Here is a 17298-nt window from a genome sequence, read left to right as displayed (position 1 = left end):
CTCCAACTGCCGTATACGGAGACCGCCGCTTGGTCCCCCGGGGGTCGCGGCGGGCCCGCGTCCGAGAACCTTACGGCGCGGGGCGCCCGCTGCGCACTGTGCCGGGTTGCTAGTTGAGAAGACTGCCCTGCAGCTCGGCGCGGAGGTCCGGCGTCAGTACGGTACCGGCCCGGTCCACGAGCAGGGCCATCTCGTAGCCGACCAGGCCGATGTCGGCGTCGGGGTGGGCGAGCACCGCCAGCGACGAGCCGTCGGAGACGGCCATGATGAACAGGAAGCCCCGCTCCATCTCCACCACGGTCTGGTTCACCGGCCCGCCCTCGAAAATCCGGGACGCGCCCTGGGTCAGCGAGGACAGCCCCGAGGCCACCGCCGCCAACTGGTCGGCACGGTCGCGTGGAAACCCCTCGGACATCGCCAGGAGGAGACCGTCGGCGGAGACGACGACGGTGTGGGATACCCCCGGGGTGTTCTCCACGAAGTTAGTGATCAACCAGTTCAGGTTCTGCGCCGCCTGGCTCATCGGGCTCACACTAACGCTCCTGCTCGTAGCTGCTGCCGGGGTGGAAACCCGGTCGGTCGGTCTGCGGGGGCCCCGCGGTGGCGCCCCGCCCCCGGCGTACGCCGCGGTGCAGGTTGCTCAGCCTGCCGCGCACGTCCTCCGGGGCCCGGGAGACCTGCGGGCCTCCCTGGTCCGTCTGCTCCGCGGTCCCTTCGACGAGGTTCGCCCTGGGCACCCGTCGCGGCAGGCCGGAGGAGGTGATCCCGCCGGCCTTGGGGTCGCGCAGCCGTTCCGCCCGCTGCCACCGGTCGTCGTTCGCCGAACTCCACGGGCCCGCCTCCGAGTCCGGAGCCGGCTCCTGCGGAGCGGACGCCGCCCCGTGGTCCGGCCGGCCCGGGGCCTGGGGGGCGGCCGGTGCCTGCGCGGCCGGGGACGGCCGGTGCTGCTGCGGTGCCGGGGCGCCGTCGGCCGGCCGGGTCCGCTTCTCGCGGCGGGGCAGGCCCGCGCCGGTGAGGGAGCCGGTGCCGAAGGCACCCGAACGGTCGAAGGCTACGCGATCTTCGCCCGCCGCGGGAGAGATCCGGTCCGCCGCGGAGCCGGGCCCCGCCTCGCCGCCCGGCCGGGCCTCGGGGCCGGGCTGTGCGGGCGTCTCGTAGGAGCCCTGGTCCGGGAACCCGCTCTGCTCGGTCCCGGTGTGCGGGGGCCGACCGTGGTCGGCGGGGCGCGGGTACTCGCCGGTGTCGTAGCCGGACGCGGGGTGCTCCTGCCCGGACTGCTCCTGCGGGCCGTAGCCGCCCTGCGGGTAGGACTCCTGCGCGTAGGACTCCGGGGGGTAGGACCCCTGGGGGTAGGACTCCCCGGCGTGGGGCTCCCGCGGGTAGGCGTCCTGGCCGTAGGCGGCGCCGTGCTCGGGGCCGTCCGTGCCGTACCCGTCCTGCGCGTACCCGTCCCCGCCGTAGGCGTCCGGACGGTAACCGCCGTCCTGGGCGTAACCGCCGTCCTGCCCGTAGCCGCCGTCCTGCCCGTAACCACCGTCCTGGACGTAGCCACCGTCCTGCCCCGGCTGCCGGTCCTGGGCGGCGTACCCGGGGTCGTACGCGGGTCGGCCGGTGCCGAAGGGGTCCGGCGGGGCGCCGAAGGGCGTCTGGCCGGTGTCGCCGCTCGCGTCCGGGACGGCGGTCTCCCGGCCCCCGGTGTCCCCGGTGCCCCCGGTGTCCTCGTCCCGCGGCGCGGGGCCCTCCCCGCCGGCCGGGGCGCGGTGCCCCGGGTCGAGGGAGGAGACGTCGTCGGGCACGCTGACCGCGCCGGCGTACGGGGAGTCGTCGAAGCCCAGCTCCGCGGCGGTGGTGCCGTCCTGGCCGAAGGCGGGCTGGTCGGAGGTGGCCTCCGGCATCCGGCGGGAGACGGTGAAGTCGTCCTCCATCATGGCCTCGCCGCCGCCACCGTGGGTGATCGCCTCCGGCAGCATCACCAGCGAGGTGGTGCCCGCCTGCTCGCCCGACGGGCGCAACTGCACGCGGATGCCGTGCCGGTCGGAGAGGCGGCCGACCACGAACAGGCCCATGCGCTGGGAGATCGCCACGTCGACGGTGGGCGGGTTGGCGAGCTTGTGGTTGATGTCGGCGAAGTCCTCGGCCGTCAGCCCGATGCCCTTGTCGTGGATCTCGATCATCACCCGGCCGTCGGGCAGCCGCGTCGCGGTGACCCTGACCTTGGTCTGCGGCGAGGAGAACGACGTGGCGTTCTCCAGCAGCTCGGCCAGCAGGTGCACCAGGTCGGTGACGACGGAGCCGTGGATGTCGCTCTCCGGCACCCCGCTGATCTCGATGCGCTCGTACTGCTCCACCTCCGAGGAGGCGGCGCGCAACACGTCCACCAGCGGCACCGGCTGGTTCCAGCGGCGCCCCGGCTCCTGCCCGGCGAGGACGAGGAGGTTCTCGCCGTTGCGCCGCATGCGGGTGGCCAGGTGGTCGAGCTTGAACAGGCTGTCGAGCTGGTCCGGGTCGGCCTCGCTGTTCTCCAGGGCGGTGATGAGGCCGAGCTGCCGCTCGATGAGGCCCTGGTTGCGGCTGGAGAGGTTGGTGAAGATCGCGTTGACGTTGCCCCGCAGGAGCGCCTGTTCGGCGGCGAGCCGCACGGCCTCCCGGTGCACCTGGTCGAACGCGCGGGCGACCTCGCCGATCTCGTCGCGGCTGTCGATCGGGATGGGTTCGACCTCGGTGTCCACGCGTCCCGGATCGGTGCGCGAGAGCTGGTCGACGAGCATCGGCAGGCGCTGTTCGGCCACGTCGAAGGCGGCCGTGCGCAGGCGGTTCATGGACTTGCTCATCGAGCGGGCCATCAAGGCGGCGATGACGAAGGCCAGCAGGAGTGCGACGAGCACGACGAGGGAGTTGACGATCGCCTCGGTCCTGGCGTCGGCCGCGATGTCCCGCGACTCCTCCAGCGCCCGGTCGGCCAGGTCCTCCTCGACGCCGCGGTAGACGTCGAACTTGGCGGTGGCCGCCTGGTGCCAGGTCTCCGGGGTGATGCCGCGCTCGGCCAGTTCCTCGGGCCCGGCGCCGGAACCGATGAGCCGCACCATCTCGTCCATCGCGGGTGGGGCGACGTAGTCGCGCCCGGCGGCCTCGGCGGCGGCCTCCGCCTCCTCCGCCTCCCGCGCGGCGCGCTCCCGCAGCGCCTCCAGCTCGCTGGTCAGGCGCTGCACGTCCGCTTCGGTGCCGGCGTTCTGGTACTCGCTGAGGGCGATGCGTTCCAGATACGCGTAGGAGGTGAAGTTGAGGACCTGCTGCTGCTTGTCCTCCTCGCCCGGCCCGGGGGCGACGAGCAGGTGGGTGCCGATGGCGCGGGTGAGGGACTCGGCGGCCTTGGACAGCGAGATGGCGTAGACGGTGCGGCCGTAGGAGGTGATGTTCTCGGTGCCCAGGCCCAGCTCGTTGGCGAGGTTCATGAGCGGGTGCTGGACCTCGGTGTAGCCGAGCTCGGTCTCGACGCCGCCGAGCTCGTCGCCGTAGGCGTTCTCGCGCAGCGGGCCGAGCCGGGGCTCCACCTCGCGGATGGCCCGCAGGCGCCGCTCCAGGCTGGGGGTCCGGGGGGCGGACTCGGCGGCCCGGTCGAACTCCTGCTTGGCGGCGTCGGTGGCGCGGCGGGCGTCCTCGACCTCGGCGGCGTCCTCGTCGCCGGCGAGGAGGGGCGCGGCCGTGCGGTCGCGCTCGTCGAGGAGGGCGTGGCCGTACGCGGCGGCCGCGCGGACCAGCTCGGCGGTGGCCTCGGCGTCCTGGGCGTCGCCCAGCGTCTCGACGGAGCTCTGCACGCGGAAGCCGCCGAAGACGAGGGCGACGAGGACGGGTATGAGCAGGATGGCGTTGAGCCGGGTGGCCACCCGCCAGTTGCGCAGGGCGAACTTGCTGGTGCTCTGCTCCGGGGAGTCCGCGGACGCGTCAGCGGTCCGCACACGACCGGCCGCTGCGCGCGACGGGGTGAAGTTGCCGCGCTCCTCGGGCGATGGGGGGTCCGGCTTGCTGCGCCTCACTCGACTTAACCTCTCGGCGTCGGCACCTCGGCTCGATGTGCCGCAACTACTGCTGAGTTCAGCGAATTGCAGCACGTCGGGAGGGTGCTTTCCAAACAGTTGACGTCGCGACCGAAAGGCGCGCCGGCAGCCCCACCACGCCCGACAAACCGGTCAGCGGCACCCATTGGCACCAAAAGGCGATGTGCACGTACGCGCAGGGGAGCGGGCCGCTCGCCGCCCGTGGCCGGAGAGCGCCAATTCTCTGTCGAAACGTTATGAACCCCTGTGCGGCGGCTGGCAAGGGTGTGTGGCCAAGCCCACAGCCGTCGCGGCACGCGGACGCGCGCCCGGACCGCGCGGGGTCCGGGCGCGCGGCGTCAGCGCAGCCGGGCCAGCAGGGCGTGCTCGACGAGGGTGATCAGCGCGCTCTTGGCGTCGCCCCGGTGCCGGGCGTCCGTGGTGATGATCGGCGCGTCCGGGCCGATCTGGAGGGCCTCGCGGACCTCGTCGGGGCTGTAGGGCTGGTGGCCGTCGAAGCCGTTGAGCGCGATGACGAACGGCAGGCCGCTGTTCTCGAAGTAGTCCACCGCCGGGAAGCAGTCCGCCAGCCGGCGGGTGTCGACCAGCACCACCGCACCGATCGCACCGCGCACCAGGTCGTCCCACATGAACCAGAACCGGTCCTGCCCCGGCGTCCCGAACAGGTACAGGATCAGGTCGTCGTCGAGGGTGATGCGGCCGAAGTCCATCGCCACCGTCGTGGTGGTCTTGCCGCCCGTGTGGGTGAGGTCGTCGATCCCGGCCGACGCGGACGTCATCACCGCCTCGGTGCGCAGCGGGTTGATCTCCGACACGGCGCCCACGAAGGTCGTCTTGCCCACCCCGAACCCACCGGCCACCACGATCTTCGCGGAGGTGGTGGAGCGGGCGGCACCGCTAGAGCTTGCGAAGTCCACTGAGCACCCTTTCGAGCAGTGTCACGTCTGGCGCACCGCCGGGCTCGCTGTCGCCGCCGGGCTGGTGGATCGCCACCATGCCGGCTTCGGCGAGGTCGGCGACGAGAATCCGGGCCACCCCCAGCGGGATGGCCAGCAGCGCCGAGATCTCGGCCACCGACTTGACCTCGCGGCACAGGTGGCAGATGCGCTGGTGCTCGGGGAGGAGGCCGTGGAGCTGGCCGGGGTCGGCGCTGTTGCTCACCAGCGCCTCGATGGCCAGTTGGTAGCGGGGCCGCGTCCGGCCCCCCGTCATGGCGTACGGGCGTACCAGCGGCTGGTCGCCGTCATCGTCGTCGTACGGCCCGTGGTGATGGCCGTAGGGATCGGACGAGGCGGGCGGCGGGGTCATGGCTCCTCCGAGCGAGGCATGAGGTCATCGAGAAGGACGGTGGTGCTCATGTGGGGGGAGCGATGCGATCAGTTCAGGATGCTGCCTTGCAGCTCGGAGCGGAGCTCCGGGGTCAGTACGGTACCGGCCCGGTCCACGAGCAGGGCCATCTCGTAGCCGACCAGGCCGATGTCGGCGTCGGGGTGGGCGAGCACCGCCAGCGACGAGCCGTCGGAGATCGCCATGATGAACAGGAAGCCCCGCTCCATCTCCACCACGGTCTGGTTCACCGGCCCGCCCTCGAAGATCCGGGACGCGCCCTGGGTCAGCGAGGACAGCCCCGAGGCCACCGCCGCCAACTGGTCGGCACGGTCGCGTGGGAACCCCTCGGACATCGCCAGAAGGAGACCGTCGGCGGAGACCACCACCGTGTGCGACACCCCGGGGGTGTTCTCCACGAAGTTGGTGATCAACCAGTTCAGATTCTGCGCCGCCTGGCTCATCGGACTCAACTAACGCTCCTGCCGGTACGTGGGGCCGGGGCCCCGGTTGGTGCTGCCCGAGGCTCCGCCGGCCTCACGGCCCTGCTGGATGCCCCGGCGGAGGTTGGTCAGCCGGCCCCGCACCGCGTCGGGTGCGCGCGAGACCTGCGGACCGGGACGCGCGGCCTCCTGCTGCTGGGCGGTGCCCGCCACCAGGTTGGCACGCGGGACGCGCCGGGGCAGCCCCGAGGTGGTGATCCCGCCTGCCGCGGGTTCCCTGAGCTGCTCCGCGCGCCGCCAGCGCTCGTCGTTGGGCGACTGGGTCCAGGTGCCCTGAGCGGGCGGGGGCGTCCCGCCGTGCCCGTTGGCGGGACGCTGCGGGGCGGGCCGGGGCCCGCTCCCGGCGTCGGGTTCGCGCGCCGTACCGGCCTGGGCCTGGGGGCCGGGTGCCGGCTGCGCGCCGCGGGAGGAGAACCAGTGGGACTCCATCTCCTCGAAGATCGGCGTCCGGGTGTGGGCCGAGGCCGTCGGCGCGATGGGCAGGTCCAGCTCGGTGGTGTCGTCCCGCCGGGGCGGGGACGGCTGCCGGTAAGCCTGCTGCCGCGCCGGGACGGGCATCGGGTGGCCGCCGGTGGCCTCCGGGTTCTCGTGGCCGCGTGCGGCGTCCGGGCCCTGGTCGCGCTGGCCGGGTATGCCGACGTCTTCCCGCGCCCAGCTCGGCCGCTGGCCGGCGGGCTGCCCGGTGGGGTGCGGCGGACCGGCCGGCGCCTGCGGCTCGGGGCGGGCCTGCGGCTCCGGTTCCTGGTGAGCCTGGGGCTGCTGCGGCTGGGGCTGCTGGGGTTGGGGCTGCTGCTGCGGCTCGGGGTGCGGCGGCTGCGGCGCGGTGTGCCGCTGGCCGCGCTGGGGCAGCTCCGCCGGGCGGCCGTCCCGCGGCGCGGGCGGCTCGGGTGAGCGCTCCTGCCGGGGGGCCGGGGCGGGGCGCGGCGGCCGGGGAGCCGGTGGGACGGGCGCGGACGCGCCGGTGCCGAAGTCCACGCCCTGCTGCGGGCGGCCCTCGAAGGCCGGCGTGCCGGACGCGGGCGTGGCGGGTCCGGGGTGGGCGTGGGGGGCCGGGGCGCCGGGAGCGGGGTTTTCGCCGCGGGGCCCGCCCGGGCCGCCCTGTCCACCCGGGCCGCCCTGCCCGCCCGGGCCGCCGAAGCCGCCCTGGCCGCGGGGGCCCTGCGAGGCGCCGGGCAGCGCCGCGCGCGAGGCGCCGCCGGAGACCTGGCCCCGGGTGTGCAGCGCGCCGAGCTTGCTGGTGCCGGGCGTCGGCGGCCCCGAGGGCTGCGGCTCGCGCTTCAGCGACGCGCTGGCCGGGGCGCCGCCGCCGTTCGGGCCGCCGTTCGGCTTGCCGGGGCCGCCCCGGCCGCCCTGGCTGACCTCCACCGGCAGCATGACCAGCGCCGTCGTACCGCCGGTGTCCGACGGGCGGAGCTGGATGCGGATGCCGTGGCGCAACGACAGGCGGCCGACCACGAACAGGCCCATGCGGCGGGAGACGGAGACGTCCACCGTCGGCGGGTTGGCGAGCCGGTCGTTGATCGCGGCCAGGTCCTCGGGCGACAGGCCGATGCCGGTGTCGTGGATCTCGACCAGGACCCGCCCGTCCGGCAGCGCGTGGCCGGTGACCTTCACCTTGGTCTGCGGCGAGGAGAACGACGTGGCGTTCTCCAGCAGCTCGGCCAGCAGGTGCACCAGGTCGTTGACGACGCGTCCGGCGACCTGCGTGGTGGGCACCGCGCTCAGCTCGATGCGCTCGTACTGCTCCACCTCGGAGGCGGCGGCGCGCAGCACGTCCACCAGCGGCACCGGGCGCGTCCAGCGGCGGCCCGGCTCCTCGCCGGCGAGGACCAGCAGGTTCTCGCCGTTGCGGCGCATGCGGGTCGCGAGGTGGTCGAGCTTGAACAGGGAGGAGAGCTGGTCCGGGTCGGCCTCGCGGGACTCCAGCTCGGAGATCAGCGAGAGCTGGCGCTGGATCAGGCCCTGGCTGCGCCGCGAGAGGTTGGTGAACATCGCGTTCACGTTGCCCCGCAGCATCGCCTGGTCACCGGCGAGCCGGACGGCCTCGCGGTGCACGTCGTCGAACGCGGCCGCCACCTGGCCGATCTCGTCCCGACTGTGCACACCGACGGACTCGACGGTGGTGTCGACCTCCTGCGGGTCGGACTCCGAGAGCTGCTTGACCAGCTCGGGCAGGCGGGTGCGGGCGACCTCGGTCGCGGTGTCCTGGAGGCGGCGCAGCGAACGCACCATGGACCGGGCGACGACGAACGCGCCCACGAGCGAGATGCCGAGCACGAGGAAGATGACGGCACCGTTGATGATGGCGTCCTGCTGGGCCTCGGCCCGCAGCTCGCGCGCCTTGTCGTCCATCTCGTCGAGCAGCGTCTGCTCGATGCGGGCCATGGCGTCGATCTTGGTGCGGTCCTGGTCGTACCAGTCCATGTACGAGCGGGCCTCGGCCTTGATGCCGTCCTCGCTCTTGAAGACCCGGGAGGCGTACTCGTTGGCGGAGGTGATGTTGACGTCGCCGCCGTCCAGCGGCCCGGTCAGCTCGGCGGACTCCTCCGAGCCGTAGATGACGCTGAACCGGCTGAGCGCGGCGCGCTCGTTCTCGTTGGCCTTCTTGCCGAAGCGCCGGTCGTTCTCGGAGAGCTGGGGGCCGTCCCCGTGGGCCAGGCCGGCGCTGATGAGCGCGCGCTGCATGGACGCGTACTCCTTGGCCGTGGAGAACGTGGCCAGCGCGCGGGTGCTCTGGATCATCTCCGGGTTGCTGGTGGCCTGCGCCATGTCCTGCGACAAGGCCAGCAGCGACTCGATCAGCGTGTTGTACTCGCCGACCGTGTCGGCGATCGCGTCCGGGTCGTCGTAGGCGCGCTCCCGGATGTTCTTGATGGTGTTGAGCTGGCGGCCGATGTCGATGATCGTCGCCTGGACGCCGGTGAGCTGGTGGTCGCCGTCGACGGTCAGCTGCTCGGTGGCCTCGTTGAACGCCTTCTTGGCCCGGTCGGTCTCCTCGCGGGGCCCGACGACGGTGTCGTCCTTGGCGTTGCCGTGCGAGGTGAGCGGGCCGGCCGAGCGGTCGCGCTCCTCCTGGAGAGCGGCGGCCAGCACGGTGGCCTGCTCGGTCATCTCCGTCAGCAGCCGCATGTTCTCGAGCTGCTCGACCTCGCTCGTCGCCTCGGCGATGCGCAGCCCGCCGAGCACGGTGGCGACGGCCACCGGCAGCGTGAGCAGGGACACCAGGCGGGTGCTGATGCGCCAGTTCTTCAGCGCCAGCCGGGACGCGGGGCCGCTGGGCTCCCGGGGAGCCGCCGACGCGGTACCGCTCGCGGCGTCCGGCTGGACCGCGGACACCGAGGAGCCCCGCTCCTTGCGGCCGCCCTCCACAGCGGCCGGGTTCGCCCCGCTGCCCTGCGCGCGCCGGGGGGAGGAGTCGCGGTCGGTCGCCCCGCGCGGCTCCGGGTCCCCCGCAGCGCTGCCATCCCTCTTGAAACGTCCCTGCACTAGCGTCGCAACCTCTGGACCAGGCGTCCCCCGCTGGGGAGACGGTATTGAGTCGAAGAGGCCCGGGCGGGCCTCGCCGACGGTCGTGAGCGACCGTTGCAGGCCATCAGACCCGCCGCGCGGCGCTGCTGTGCGCCCCGTGCGCGCCGGCTGGAAGTCCTGCGGCGGTCCGTGGAATTCCAGCACAGTGCCCGATCTCCCAACAAGGGCCGGGGTGGAGGCCGTGACGGGTGTGACGCTGCGCGTAGCCCGGCTCACTTCCGGTGAGGCGGGGCGTCCCAGATAACGGACTTTTACCCATGAGGCGGTCACGCGGGCAGCCTGTCCCGCAAGTAACACCCCGCAGGGAAACGCCCTGGTAAGCGAGGTATGCCGGATTGGCACCCCCGGAACGCGTGGGCGTTATGTCTCTTTGGTCCGCAACCGGGTGAGCAAACTCACAAGGTCGGAAGTGACTGTACCGACCATCCGGCGGGCAGATCGTCTTACTCTCATGATTTACATGCGTCCGGAACAGACAAGAGGCATAGTCCCGTGAAGACGACCTTGATCATCCGTACCGTCGCGAACCCCAGGCGGACGACGCTGGCACACCTGGCGAACGCGGAGGAGCTGTCGCCGGAGAGTCGGGAACACGGCGTGGCCCTCCCGGCGGCCACCGCCAACCCGCGGCGCACCACGCTGATCGACGCGCCGCGGGGCTGACCCGCCGGCCGCGCGTCCCGCACGACACGAGCACCGCGCGAGGGCCGGCCCGGCCGACGATCGTCGGCCGGGCCGGCCCTCGCGTGGTGCCGTGGTGCGGACGGCCGCCCGCGCACGGGCGCGGCGCACCACGCGTCAGCTCACATCTGCCAACTGTGGGGCGCGCGGAAGCCGGGGGTGCGCTCCAGGCGCCGCCAGCGGGCCGGGGTGCGGCGCGGCGCGGTCGCCTCCGGGGCCGCGCCCGGGCCGGAGGCCGCCCGGGCGAGCAGCAGGGCGGTGACGGCGGCCAGCTCCTCGTCGCTCGCCCGCCCCCTCTCCACGCGGACCAGGTTGACGGCTTCGGTCGTGCTCACGACGCTCTCCTTCCGGGGGTGGCGCGGATGACGGGGTTGACGCGGCGGACGGGGGCGGTGGCGGGGCGGCGGGTCACTGCGGCGGGTTGCCGTGCTTGCGGGAGGGCAGGTCGGCGTGCTTGGTCCGCAGCATCGCCAGCGAGCGGATCAGCACCTCGCGGGTCTCGGCCGGGTCGATCACGTCGTCCACCAGGCCCCGCTCGGCCGCGTAGTAGGGGTGCATCAGCTCCGCCTTGTACTCCTTGACCATGCGCGCCCGCATCGCCTCCGGGTCGTCGGCCGCGGCGATCTGGCGGCGGAAGATGACGCCCGCGGCGCCCTCCGCGCCCATCACCGCGATCTCGTTGGTGGGCCAGGCGTAGGTCAGGTCGGCGCCGATGGACTGGGAGTCCATGACGATGTAGGCGCCGCCGTAGGCCTTGCGCAGCACCACCGAGACCCGGGGCACCGTGGCGTTGCAGTAGGCGTACAGCAGCTTCGCCCCGTGCCGGATGATCCCGCCGTGCTCCTGGTCCACCCCGGGCAGGAAGCCCGGCACGTCCAGCAGGGTCACGATCGGGATGTTGAACGCGTCGCACATCTGCACGAAGCGGGCGGCCTTCTCCGACGAGTGGATGTCCAGCACCCCCGCCAGCGTCTGGGGCTGGTTGGCGACGATGCCCACCACCTGGCCGTCCATCCGGGTGAGGGCGCAGATGATGTTCTCGGCCCAGCGCTCGTGGACCTCCAGGTACTCGCCGTCGTCGACGAGCTCCTCGATCACCTTGCGCATGTCGTAGGGCCGGTTGCCGTCGGCCGGGACGAGGTCCAGCAGCGCCTCGGCCCGCCGGTCGGCCGGGTCCTCGGTCGCCGCCGGCGGGGGGTTCTCGCGGTTGTTCTGCGGCAGCAGGGAGAGCAGGTAGCGCACTTCCTCCAGGCAGGTCTCCTCGTCGTCGTACGCGAAGTGGGAGACCCCGGAGGTGCCCGCGTGGACGTCGGCGCCGCCCAGGCCGTTCTGGGTGATGTCCTCGCCGGTGACGGCCTTGACCACGTCCGGCCCGGTGATGAACATCTGCGAGGTGTCGCGGACCATGAACACGAAGTCGGTCAGCGCCGGCGAGTACGCCGCGCCGCCCGCGCACGGCCCCAGCATCACCGAGATCTGCGGGATCACCCCCGACGCCCGGGTGTTGCGCTGGAAGATCCCGCCGTACCCCGCGAGCGCCGAGACGCCCTCCTGGATGCGCGCGCCCGCCCCGTCGTTCAGCGACACCAGCGGGGCGCCCGCCGCGATGGCCATGTCCATGATCTTGTGGATCTTCGTCGCGTGGGCCTCGCCCAAGGCGCCCCCGAAGATCCGGAAGTCGTGCGCGTAGACGAAGACGGTGCGGCCGTGCACCGTGCCCCACCCGGTGACCACGCCGTCGGTGTACGGGCGCTTGGCCTCCAGACCGAACCCGGTGGCCCGGTGCCGCCGCAACGGCTCCACCTCGCGGAAGCTGCCCTCGTCCAGCAGCAGCTCGATCCGCTCCCGGGCCGTCAGCTTCCCCTTCGCGTGCTGCGCCTCGGTCGCCCGCTCGCTGGGGCCGGCGCTCACCCGCGCGCGGATGGCGTGCAGTTCCGCCGTCCGGCCACGGGCGTCCGTCACGTTCGGGGCTGCGGTCTCGGTGGGCTGGGACAGATCGGTCATGTATAGACCCTACGAAACTCCCCCGCCGATCACCGTCGTTGGATTCGTACAGTCTCCGCCGGAATTTCCTGGACACGCCAGACAGAACCAGTGGTCGGACCTCCGTTTCCAGCTCCGACACCACAGAGGCCGACGGCCGCACACTGTGGGGGTCCTACAGAGCGGCGCCGCGCACCGGTTACCACGCGTTCACCGGAGACGGGGCGCGCCGTCGCCGGAGCGGCACGCGCCGCCTCCCACGGCCGCCACCCCCGCGCCCCGTCCCCGCCCGCCCCCGTGGGCGCCGGGGCGTGCGGGGTCCGGCCCACCGCCAGCCGGGCCCGCCCGCGCGTCACTCCGTCGGCTCGACGCCCGCCCGGAGCAGGCCGTAGGTGTAGGCGTCGTACAGCGCCTGCCAGGACGCGGCGATGACGTTGTCCGCCACCCCGACCGTCGACCACTCGGTGCCGCCGTCGCTGGTGGAGATCAGCACCCGGGTCGTGGACTCGGTGCCGTGCGTCCCGGCGAGGATGCGCACCTTGTAGTCCACCAGCTCCAGGCGGGCCAGCTCCGGGTAGACGCGCTCCAGCGCCACCCGCAGCGCCCGGTCCAGCGCGTTCACCGGGCCGTTGCCCTCCGCGGCGGCCACCGCCCGCTCCCCCTTGGCCCACAGCTTCACCGTCGCCTCGTTGGCGTGCGTGCCGTCGGGCCGGTCCTCCGCGATGGCCCGCCAGGACTCGGTGCGGAAGAAGCGCGGGGCGCCTCCGCCGGTGCCGTCGCCGTGGGCCGCGCGGTGGACCTCGTCGCGCAGCAGCAGCTCGAAGGAGGCGTCGGCCGCCTCGTAGGTGTAGCCGCGCAGCTCCTGCTCCTTGACCCGGGCGACGATCCGGCCCACCAGGTCGCGGTCGCCGGTGAGGTCGTAGCCCAGCTCCTTGCCCTTCAGCTCCACCGAGGCCCGTCCGGCCATGTCGGAGACGAGCATGCGCATGCGGTTGCCGACGCGGTCGGGGTCGATGTGCTGGTAGAGGTCGGGGTCGACCTTGATCGCCGACGCGTGCAGCCCCGCCTTGTGCGCGAACGCCGAGACCCCGACGTAGGGCTCGTGCGTGGACGGGGTCAGGTTGACGACCTCGGCGATCGCGTGCGAGATGCGCGTCATCTCCGGCAGCGCGTCCGGGGGCACCACGGTGCGGCCGTACTTGAGCTGAAGCGCGGCGACGACGGGGAAGAGGTTGGCGTTGCCCACGCGTTCGCCGTAGCCGTTGGCCGTGCACTGGACGTGGGACGCGCCGCCGTCGACGGCCGCGAGCGTGTTGGCCACCGCGCAGCCGGTGTCGTCCTGGGCGTGGATGCCCAGCCGCGCCCCGGTCTCGTCCAGCACCGTGCGCACCACGGCCTGCACCTGCGCGGGGAGCATGCCGCCGTTGGTGTCGCACAGCACCACGACGTCGGCCCCGGCCCGGTGGGCGGTGCGCACCACCTGCGTGGCGTAGGCCGGGTTGGCCTGGTAGCCGTCGAAGAAGTGCTCGCAGTCCACGAACACCCGGCGGCCCAGACCGCGCAGGTGGGCCACGGTGTCGGCGACCATCGCCAGGTTCTCCTCCAGGGTGGTGCGCAGCGCCAGCTCCACGTGCCGGTCGTGCGACTTGGCCACCAGCGTGACGACGGGGGCCCCGCTGTCCGCCAGCGCCCGCACCTGCGGATCGTCGGCCGCCGCCACCCCGGCCCTGCGCGTCGCGCCGAACGCCACCAGCCGCGCGTGCGTCAGTTCCAGCTCGTCGCGGGCGCGGGCGAAGAACTCGGTGTCGCGCGGGTTCGCTCCCGGCCAGCCCCCCTCGATGAAGCCCACCCCGAAGTCGTCGAGATGGCGGGCGATGGTCAGCTTGTCCGCGACCGTCAGGTTGATGCCCTCCCGCTGGGCACCGTCCCGCAGGGTGGTGTCGAAGACGTGGAACGAGTCGTCGGGGGCTGCCGTGGTCATGCTGGATCGAACTCCTGTGAGGTGAAGAGTGGGACCGGTCGTCGCGGTACTACACAGCTCCACTTGTCCCCATCATCCCGTGCGCCCCGGTTCCCGGCTGTCGGTGGGCCGTGAAAACCAAAAAAACCCCTCGCGGGTGCGAGAGGTCGGCGCGCGGGTCTGGGACACGGTGTCCACTGCCGCCATCGGTCGGGCGGTCAGCGGTCACTGCGGACCGGCGCGCTGCCACCAATAATCATGGCGAACAGAAGCACGCCAGCAGTGAACCACACCACTCCCCCACCCCCCGCCCCCGTCTCACCATGCGGAACTCCTCCGCTCCCCTGAGTACCCGTACTCATGCCCCGTCCACGCTCCGTGCCCACAATGACCCTTTCGGTGACGAACGAAGGGGACGAACCGTGGGGGAAGCACAGCGCTCAGCCCTGTGGGCACTCGTGGACGACGGCGGACGAAGCGGCCACCCGGAAGCAGCCACCTCGCTGGCCTCCGCCGACGCCGGCTGGAAGGAAACCGGCGCCCCCGGCGGGTTGAAGTCCGACACCAGACTGTGGTCCGGGGCCGCGGAAGGCGTGAGTGCCTTGCGCGGCACCGTGAAGAAGGCCATCGACCAGCTCTCGGACGGCCAGAAGGGGCTGGGCGCGGGCGACGAGGCGGTCACCGGGTTGATCACGGGATCCGCTCAAGTGGGCGTCTACCGGTCCTGGGAGCGCTATCTCGACTTGCTGGGCCGCGAGTGCGGGGAGCTGTCCGACAAGCTGCGGAAGGCCGGAAACGACCACTACGGGAACGAGGAGGCAACCCGGGCGGCCTTCCAGCGGCAACTGACGAAGCCGGAGGGAGCCGCAGGTTCCGGCGAGCACCCCACCACGGACGGACGGTGAACCGGTGGTCTCCTTCGCCACCCTGCGCACCGTCAGGCCAGCCGAGTTCGAGGAGGCGGCCGACGGCTACCACGCGGTCAGCAACGCCGCAGGCGACGCCAAGGACCGCCTCACGGACGAGATCCTGGCCAGAGCCCTGCCGGACCCCGGCAGTACGACGACCGACTCCGAAGGGCTGGTCGGCGCGGCCGCCGCAGCCGCACGCCGTCGACTGGAGCGCCTGGCGGAGAGCTGCCACTACACCCAGGTGGAGTGCGGCCTGGTCCGTGCCGCGCTGAACGGCTTCGCCACCGACCTCGACGCCGCGAAGAAGAAGCTCGACGGCGCCCTCGACGACGCCCGCGTCGCGGGCTTCACCGTGGAGTCCGACGGCTCCGTGACCTACCCGGCGGCAGGCGCGAAGGTGGACGGCGACATCCCGGACGGAGGCACGGCGGTCGCCTACGACGATCCCACGGCCGGCGCCGTGGCCGACCAGGCGGCCCGGTTCGACCCGAACCCCCACCGCGCCGCCGCCCAGGACTGCGCCAACCGCATCGCGTCGGCCGTCAAGGAGGCCACGGACGCCGACAGCAGATGGGCGCCGAGGCTGAAGGCCCTCCGGGCCCAGAACGACCTCACCGTCAGCCACGCCGACTGGGCCGATGTCCACCGCGACCAGCGAGCCGTCCAGAAGGTCGCGGGCGAGTATCTCGACAAGGCCGACATCCCCCAGGGCCGGCCCCCCGCCGAGGCCGCCAGGTGGTGGACCACGCTCACCCGCGAGCAGCAGGCCGACTACGCCACCCTCTACCCCGCGTCCATCGGCGCCCTGGACGGCCTGCCGGCCGATGTACGGGACGAAGCGAACCGAGCCGTCCTGGCCCAGACGAAAGGCACTTACGAAACCGAACTGGCAGCCCTGCCCACCCGCCCCGGCCGCCCCGGGTACAACCAACCCGGCCTCTCCGGAGTCGACACCTGGCGCGACCGCCAGGAGCGTGACAACGAGTGGGAAGAAGAACACGGAGCCGAGTACGAACGGCTGAACGACGCCCTCACCGGAATAAGGGCGATCGAGAAGCAGCTCGGCTCCGCCGGGCAGGATGGGCTGCCCGAATCCTACCTCCTCGGCTTCAGCGGGAAAGACGACGGCCGCGCCGTCATCGCCGTCGGAAATCCCGACCACGCGGATCACACGGCGGTCTACGTACCGGGTACCACGGCAAGTCTCGGGAACATCGAAGGCGATATCGACCGCGTCAACAACCTGTGGCGGGATTCCGCCCCCATAGTTCCCGACCAGCAGGTGTCGACCGTGGCGTGGCTCGGCTACGACGCCCCCGACTCTGTCGTGAGAGACGCTCCGTTCAGCCACTACGCCCACGACGGAGCATCTGCCTTCGCGTCATTCGTCGACGGCCTCAAAGAGACGAACTCCGCAGACACAGGTGGGCACCACACCGCTGTCGCGCATTCGTACGGCACCACACTTGTGGGCGCCACGGCTCGACAGCACGACCTGAACGTTGACGACGTCATCCTGGCCGGGAGCCCGGGAGTCGAGGTGGGCAGCGCCGGCGAACTGGACGTGCCCGAAGGCCATGTGTGGAACCAGGAGGCGGAGGGGGACCCGACCCCCGATGTCGGCCGGTGGAGTCACGGGGGAGAGAACTGGGAAGTCGGCGGCGGCGTTCGTCTCGTACCCAGCGACGAAGTCTTCGGCGCCCAGCAGATGACGACTGACACACAAGGGCACAGCGATTACTGGAAGGAGGGCACACAGAGCCTCCGCAACCAATCATTCGTTATCACAGGAAACTACGAAAGAGTGCAGCATGAGGCACCGTAAAAAGTACACGCTGACCTTGTTCGCGCTCTTCTTCGTCATCACCACAGGATGTAGTCTCGAAACATCGGGTGAGTCAATGACTGAACAACGCGCACAGAGTGCGGTGAACAGTGAGATCAAGGGCGTCTCTAGCGGTATTCTCGACATCATCGCGGTCGACGGCGAGGTGTCAGAACCCGGCCCCGGTGTAGGGCGATGCGAAGAAGGGGAGCTGAGGACTCACTTTCTGATGCGGCATACGTGGAGCCTCACCGCCAGGAACTCGGAAGTGCTCGCAGAGTCCATGGAGAGACTCAAGGCAGAACTGCCGAAGCAGGGCTGGGAAATCCTGTCGTACGGCCCCAACAACAGCCCAGCTCGCACCCTGACCCTCATGGCCGACCACCCGGAGAAGAAGTACGGCATCAGTATCGAATACTGGCGTACGAGGGCGAGCGATGATGCACCGATGTTGCTGGTCGGCGTCGTGTCCGCGTGCTACAGGGTTCCGCCGGGGGAGACTGTGGAGCGCTACTGACCGCTGCGT

Annotated in this window: 13 protein-coding genes; 4 read left to right on the top strand and 9 right to left on the bottom strand. The window is 72.2% G+C overall.

Going from position 1 to position 17298, the window contains the following annotated elements:
- Positions 1 to 109: 109 nt before the first annotated feature.
- The 6 genes from OSB71_RS00990 to OSB71_RS00965 all read right to left on the bottom strand — a co-directional run bounded on the left by OSB71_RS00990 (position 110) and on the right by OSB71_RS00965 (position 9370).
- On the bottom strand, positions 110 to 523 hold the full coding sequence (locus tag OSB71_RS00990) for a roadblock/LC7 domain-containing protein (RefSeq protein WP_265943348.1): 414 nt from the start codon (positions 521 to 523) through the stop codon (positions 110 to 112).
- 10 nt (positions 524 to 533) lie between these two features.
- Positions 534 to 4034, bottom strand: coding sequence for a sensor histidine kinase (locus tag OSB71_RS00985; protein ID WP_416237168.1), 3501 nt, complete (start codon positions 4032 to 4034; stop codon positions 534 to 536).
- Between the two features lie 359 nt (positions 4035 to 4393).
- Positions 4394 to 4972, bottom strand: coding sequence for a GTP-binding protein (locus tag OSB71_RS00980; protein WP_265943067.1), 579 nt, complete (start codon positions 4970 to 4972; stop codon positions 4394 to 4396).
- Positions 4953 to 5363, bottom strand: a complete 411-nt coding sequence (locus OSB71_RS00975) for a DUF742 domain-containing protein (RefSeq protein ID WP_265943065.1) — start codon at positions 5361 to 5363, stop codon at positions 4953 to 4955. The genes OSB71_RS00980 and OSB71_RS00975 overlap by 20 nt, the downstream gene beginning before the upstream one ends.
- Positions 5364 to 5431: 68 nt before the next feature.
- On the bottom strand, positions 5432 to 5854 hold the full coding sequence (locus OSB71_RS00970; RefSeq protein WP_265943063.1) for a roadblock/LC7 domain-containing protein: 423 nt from the start codon (positions 5852 to 5854) through the stop codon (positions 5432 to 5434).
- Positions 5855 to 9370, bottom strand: a complete 3516-nt coding sequence (locus OSB71_RS00965) for a nitrate- and nitrite sensing domain-containing protein (protein WP_265943062.1) — start codon at positions 9368 to 9370, stop codon at positions 5855 to 5857.
- 534 nt (positions 9371 to 9904) lie between these two features.
- On the opposite strand from OSB71_RS00965, the gene OSB71_RS00960 reads away from it, so the two are divergent.
- Entirely contained in the window at positions 9905 to 10075 is a 171-nt protein-coding gene (locus tag OSB71_RS00960; RefSeq protein ID WP_265943059.1) for a hypothetical protein, read from the top strand.
- Between the two features lie 140 nt (positions 10076 to 10215).
- Here the strand turns inward: OSB71_RS00960 and OSB71_RS00955 are convergent, their stop codons facing one another.
- The 3 genes from OSB71_RS00955 to cimA form a co-directional block, all read right to left on the bottom strand.
- Entirely contained in the window at positions 10216 to 10428 is a 213-nt protein-coding gene (locus OSB71_RS00955; RefSeq protein WP_265943057.1) for an acyl-CoA carboxylase epsilon subunit, read from the bottom strand.
- Between the two features lie 73 nt (positions 10429 to 10501).
- On the bottom strand, positions 10502 to 12097 hold the full coding sequence (locus OSB71_RS00950) for an acyl-CoA carboxylase subunit beta (protein WP_265943055.1): 1596 nt from the start codon (positions 12095 to 12097) through the stop codon (positions 10502 to 10504).
- A gap of 331 nt (positions 12098 to 12428) precedes the next feature.
- Complete coding sequence (gene cimA / locus OSB71_RS00945) at positions 12429 to 14057, bottom strand: citramalate synthase (protein WP_265943053.1); 1629 nt, start codon at positions 14055 to 14057, stop codon at positions 12429 to 12431.
- Positions 14058 to 14458: 401 nt separating this feature from the next.
- On the opposite strand from cimA, the gene OSB71_RS00940 reads away from it, so the two are divergent.
- From OSB71_RS00940 to OSB71_RS00930, 3 genes are read left to right on the top strand one after another with little or no spacing between them, the layout of a single operon-like run.
- Positions 14459 to 14941 carry a hypothetical protein gene (locus OSB71_RS00940; RefSeq protein ID WP_265943051.1) on the top strand — a complete coding sequence of 161 codons (483 nt, stop codon included), beginning with the start codon at positions 14459 to 14461 and terminating at the stop codon, positions 14939 to 14941.
- A 4-nt stretch (positions 14942 to 14945) separates the two neighbouring features.
- Positions 14946 to 16772 carry an alpha/beta hydrolase gene (locus OSB71_RS00935; protein WP_265943049.1) on the top strand — a complete coding sequence of 609 codons (1827 nt, stop codon included), beginning with the start codon at positions 14946 to 14948 and terminating at the stop codon, positions 16770 to 16772.
- The gene (locus tag OSB71_RS00930) at positions 16759 to 17289 is read left to right on the top strand and encodes a hypothetical protein (protein WP_265943047.1); all 531 of its coding nucleotides are present in this window, start codon (positions 16759 to 16761) and stop codon (positions 17287 to 17289) included. Before OSB71_RS00935 ends, OSB71_RS00930 begins: the two co-directional genes overlap by 14 nt.
- Positions 17290 to 17298: the final 9 nt, after the last annotated feature.

It is taken from the genome of Streptomyces marinisediminis (assembly GCF_026262575.1).
In the GTDB taxonomy this organism is placed as follows: Bacteria; Actinomycetota; Actinomycetes; order Streptomycetales; family Streptomycetaceae; genus Streptomyces; species Streptomyces marinisediminis.
Note: the sequence above shows the minus strand (reverse complement) of the source record. Positions and strands in the feature narration are given on the sequence as shown.